Annotated in this window: 7 protein-coding genes; 5 read left to right on the top strand and 2 right to left on the bottom strand. The window is 62.5% G+C overall.

What is annotated here, in order from left to right; genetic code table 11:
- The 3 genes from AKU94_RS04705 to AKU94_RS04695 all read left to right on the top strand — a co-directional run.
- A partial coding sequence (locus AKU94_RS04705) for a major capsid protein (RefSeq protein WP_198144831.1) occupies nt 1-208 on the top strand: 208 nt, incomplete at its 5' end.
- Between the two features lie 10 nt (nt 209-218).
- Nucleotides 219-530: a head-tail joining protein gene (locus AKU94_RS04700; RefSeq protein ID WP_050526180.1), complete on the top strand. Its 312-nt coding sequence runs from the start codon at nt 219-221 to the stop codon at nt 528-530.
- Complete coding sequence (locus AKU94_RS04695) at nt 527-1,156, top strand: DUF6441 family protein (protein ID WP_050526179.1); 630 nt, start codon at nt 527-529, stop codon at nt 1,154-1,156. The genes AKU94_RS04700 and AKU94_RS04695 overlap by 4 nt, the downstream gene beginning before the upstream one ends.
- A 16-nt stretch (nt 1,157-1,172) precedes the next feature.
- On the opposite strand, the gene AKU94_RS04690 is transcribed toward AKU94_RS04695, so the two are convergent.
- Nucleotides 1,173-1,463, bottom strand: coding sequence for a type II toxin-antitoxin system RelE/ParE family toxin (locus AKU94_RS04690; protein ID WP_050526178.1), 291 nt, complete (start codon nt 1,461-1,463; stop codon nt 1,173-1,175).
- Entirely contained in the window at nt 1,451-1,735 is a 285-nt protein-coding gene (locus tag AKU94_RS04685) for a CopG family ribbon-helix-helix protein (protein ID WP_050526177.1), read from the bottom strand. The genes AKU94_RS04690 and AKU94_RS04685 overlap by 13 nt, the downstream gene beginning before the upstream one ends.
- Before the next feature lie 89 nt (nt 1,736-1,824).
- Here AKU94_RS04685 and AKU94_RS04680 point away from each other — a divergent pair, with 89 nt between their 5' ends.
- Together AKU94_RS04680 and AKU94_RS04675 are read left to right on the top strand one after the other, a co-directional pair.
- Entirely contained in the window at nt 1,825-2,247 is a 423-nt protein-coding gene (locus tag AKU94_RS04680) for a hypothetical protein (protein WP_050526176.1), read from the top strand.
- A gap of 25 nt (nt 2,248-2,272) precedes the next feature.
- Complete coding sequence (locus AKU94_RS04675; RefSeq protein WP_050526175.1) at nt 2,273-3,211, top strand: phage tail tube protein; 939 nt, start codon at nt 2,273-2,275, stop codon at nt 3,209-3,211.
- The last annotated feature ends 79 nt before the right edge of the window (nt 3,212-3,290 follow it).

The raw sequence follows: 3,290 nt of genomic DNA, 5'->3' as shown, positions 1-3,290 counted from the left end.
CGCCTTCCCGATGGGCACGTTTGATACCTTCACCACTTATGGCGGACCGGCAAACCTGCTGGAAACCGCCAATACCATCGGCCTGCCGCTCTATGCGCGCCAGATGATGGACGCCAAGGGCCGCTGGATCGACCTGATGACGGAAGCATCGATCCTGCCGGTCAACAAACGCCCGCGCCTCGCGATCCGGCTCTTCAGCGCCACCTGAGGGGGAGCCCATGTCCGTCTTTATAGCTGCAATCGACAACGTCTTTTGCGATCCCAACATCGCCCGAGATGCGGTCTATATCGCCGACGGTGGAATGCCCGTCCTCGTCCGCGTGGTCATGCGCCGCGCGGACGACATTACCGGGTTCGGTGACGCACGTCTGTGGTCGGAAACCACCCGCATTGACCTTCGCGTGGCCGAGGTCCCCAACCCGCGACCCGGCGAACGGATCGAGATCAATTCCGAGGCCTTCCTCATTCAGGGTGAGCCTGTCCGCGACCGCGAGCGGCTTGTCTGGACCTTGGATTTGCGTCCGGCATGAGACTGAAGCTCGATATCGCGCCGGACATCGTCGCCATGATGGCCGCCGAAGTTGCCGCTGGGGAACGCTCAGTCACGGCCGCCATGCGCGAGGCCGGGACCGGTCTCAAATCCGCTTGGCGAACGCAGATTACCGGCGGGGGGTTGGGCACCCGGCTTGGCAATTCTATCCGACTCGCCAGCTTCCCCAACTCCGGCGACAGTCTGAGCGCAGCGGCCTTGGTCTGGTCCAACGCACCAGTGATCGTCGGCGCCCATGACACCGGCCCGCTGATCCGGTCCAAGAACGGCTTTTGGCTGGCAATCCCGACTGCAGCCGCTGGCAAAAGCAGCAAGGGTGGACGGATCACTCCCGGCGAATGGGAACGCCGCACCGGATTGCGCCTGCGGTTCATCTACCGCCGTCGTGGGCCGAGCTTGCTGGTGGCCGAGGGGCGGCTGAATTCGAAAGGCCGGGCGGTGGCATCCAAATCCAAGACCGGACGCGGCGTGGCAACCGTGCCGATCTTTCTGCTGGTGGCTCAGGTCAAGCTGCGCAAGCGGCTCGATCTGGCGCGGGATGCAGAACGGGCGGTGGAAGGCGTGCCCGGACTGATCGTGGCGAATTGGGTGGAGGGGAGGGTTTAATCTTCCCCTTTTATCGTTAATAGCCTGCCTCACGCTGGTGGCGTATGGCGAGGATCACCGCCGTCGCACCGTCGAACCGATAAAGGGACACGTAACCGCTGTCGCCAAAGGTGATGAACCACTCGCGAAATTCCGGCTCCATGTCATCAACCGGTCGACCAACTCCGGGCTGATCGCGCAAGATCTGCATGCCTTCACGGATGGATTTTGCCGCGCGACGGGCGGCCTCAGGGTTCTTTTCGGCAAGGAACTTATACAGGCGCTCGACATCCCGCAGCGCGGCGGGTGACCAGATCAGGTGTGACATTCAGGGACTTCGGCCTCTTCACCCGCTTCCAGCTTGGCAAGCCAGACATCTGCCTCGTCATGCGTGAGGTACTTGCCAGTGGCCTGATAGTCTTCCCAAGCCTGCAAACCGGCCTGCCTGAACGCCTCGCGCTTCTCTTCGCGCTCGACGAACTGCGTCACAGCCTCGCGCAGCATCCAGTGCGTGGAGCGATCCTTGGCATCCGCCAGCCGCTTGAGGCGGTCGCGGGTGTCCTGATCGAGCTTCACGGCGATGGGGCGGACGGCGTTCATGGGTGCTGCTCCGAGTGAGTATTCACGGGTATTACCTTTAGCATATCTGAAACCATCGCAGAAGCCACAATTCAGAGAGGGGCGGACAAATGCCCACTACCCGCGAGGCAACCCTCGCCGCACTATATGCGCGGCTGCAGCCGCTTGCCGCCCTAATCTTGCGTGACGAAGTGCTGCCCGAGCGGATCCCTGCGGCGGGGTTGATCATCCTGCGGGATGGCCAGCCCGGCGAGCCGGAAGTGACGCTGTCGCCCCTGCGCTATCATTACCAGCATCGCGCCGAGTTGGAGGTTGTGGTCCAGGCATCGAACGGCCGCGCCACTGCATTCGACAGTCTGATCGCTGCCATCGGTACAGCGCTGGAGACCGACCGTACCCTTGGAGGCCTTTGCGATTGGGTCGAACCCGAAGCCCCGGCGTCGGTCGATCTTCCCATCGAAGGTGCGGCGGCCCTGAAAGCTGCGGTGATCACTGTCGTTTTGCACTACACCACCACCGGCCCTCTGGCCTGACACCCCACATTATTAGGAGAAAGATATGGCACGTGCGCAAGGCGCGCGGGCGCAGATGGCGCTTGCGTTCGAGACCGTTTATGGGACGCCGCCGGTTGGCGGTTTTACCAAGATGCCCTTTGCCAGCACCTCGCTGGGATCGGAGCAACCGCTTCTAAACAGCGAATTGCTCGGTTACGGCCGCGATCCCCTAGCCCCGATCAAGGATGCGGTGACGGCAGATGGCGATGTGATGGTGCCAATAGATGCCGAGGCCTTCGGGTTTTGGCTGAAAGCGGCCTTCGGCGAACCGACCACTTCTGGCGTTGGACCCTACACCCATGAATTTCGCTCGGGCAGTTGGACCTTGCCCTCTATTTCCATCGAGACTGGTATGCCCGAGGTGCCACGCTTTGCGATATATTCCGGCTGCGTGCTGGACCAGCTGTCATGGCAGGTGCAGCGCTCTGGCCTTTTGACTGCAACCGCGCGGCTGGTGGCGCAAGGTGAGGCCATCGCCACAACAAGCGGCGCAGGCACGCCCACAGACTTGGGGCTGAAGCGGTTTGGCCATTTCAACGGTGCGATCAGCCGGAACGGCACCGCGTTGGGCAACGTGGTCTCAGCAGAAATCACCTATGCCAACAACCTTGACCGGATCGAGACCATCCGCAGCGACGGCAAGATCGACGGAGCCGACCCGTCCATCGCAGCACTTACCGGCCGCATTGAGGTGCGTTTCGCCGATAGCACGCTGGTGACACAGGCGATCAACGGTGACCCTTGCGAGATCGCGTTCGCCTATGTTCTGCCTTCCGGGGAAAGTTTCACCTTCACCATCCACGCCGTCTACCTGCCGCGCCCCCGGATCGAAATTTCCGGGCCGCAGGGCGTGCAGGCAACGTTTGACTGGCAGGCCGCCAAGGCCGCCAGCCCCGCACGGATGTGCACAGCAATCCTGGCCAACGATGTGGAGACCTATTGATGATCCGTCTGAACCTGACCGCCACGCCTGAATGGCTGGACCTCGCCCCCGGCCTGCGTCTTCTGGTGGCCCCGCTGAC

The organism is Pseudorhodobacter aquimaris, assembly GCF_001202025.1.
Lineage (GTDB): Bacteria > Pseudomonadota > Alphaproteobacteria > Rhodobacterales > Rhodobacteraceae > Pseudorhodobacter > Pseudorhodobacter aquimaris.
The sequence above is the reverse complement of the archived record's forward strand: the minus strand, read 5'-3'. Positions and strand labels throughout refer to the sequence as shown.

Excerpts from the sequence above, each read along its gene's own strand:
- AKU94_RS04675 (WP_050526175.1), top strand. The coding sequence starts at position 2,273 with ATGGCACGTGCGCAAGGCGCGCGGGCGCAGATGGCGCTTGCGTTCGAG.
- AKU94_RS04680 (WP_050526176.1), top strand. The coding sequence starts at position 1,825 with ATGCCCACTACCCGCGAGGCAACCCTCGCCGCACTATATGCGCGGCTG.
- AKU94_RS04685 (WP_050526177.1), bottom strand. The coding sequence starts at position 1,735 with ATGAACGCCGTCCGCCCCATCGCCGTGAAGCTCGATCAGGACACCCGC.
- AKU94_RS04695 (WP_050526179.1), top strand. The coding sequence starts at position 527 with ATGAGACTGAAGCTCGATATCGCGCCGGACATCGTCGCCATGATGGCC.
- AKU94_RS04700 (WP_050526180.1), top strand. The coding sequence starts at position 219 with ATGTCCGTCTTTATAGCTGCAATCGACAACGTCTTTTGCGATCCCAAC.
- AKU94_RS04690 (WP_050526178.1), bottom strand. The coding sequence starts at position 1,463 with ATGTCACACCTGATCTGGTCACCCGCCGCGCTGCGGGATGTCGAGCGC.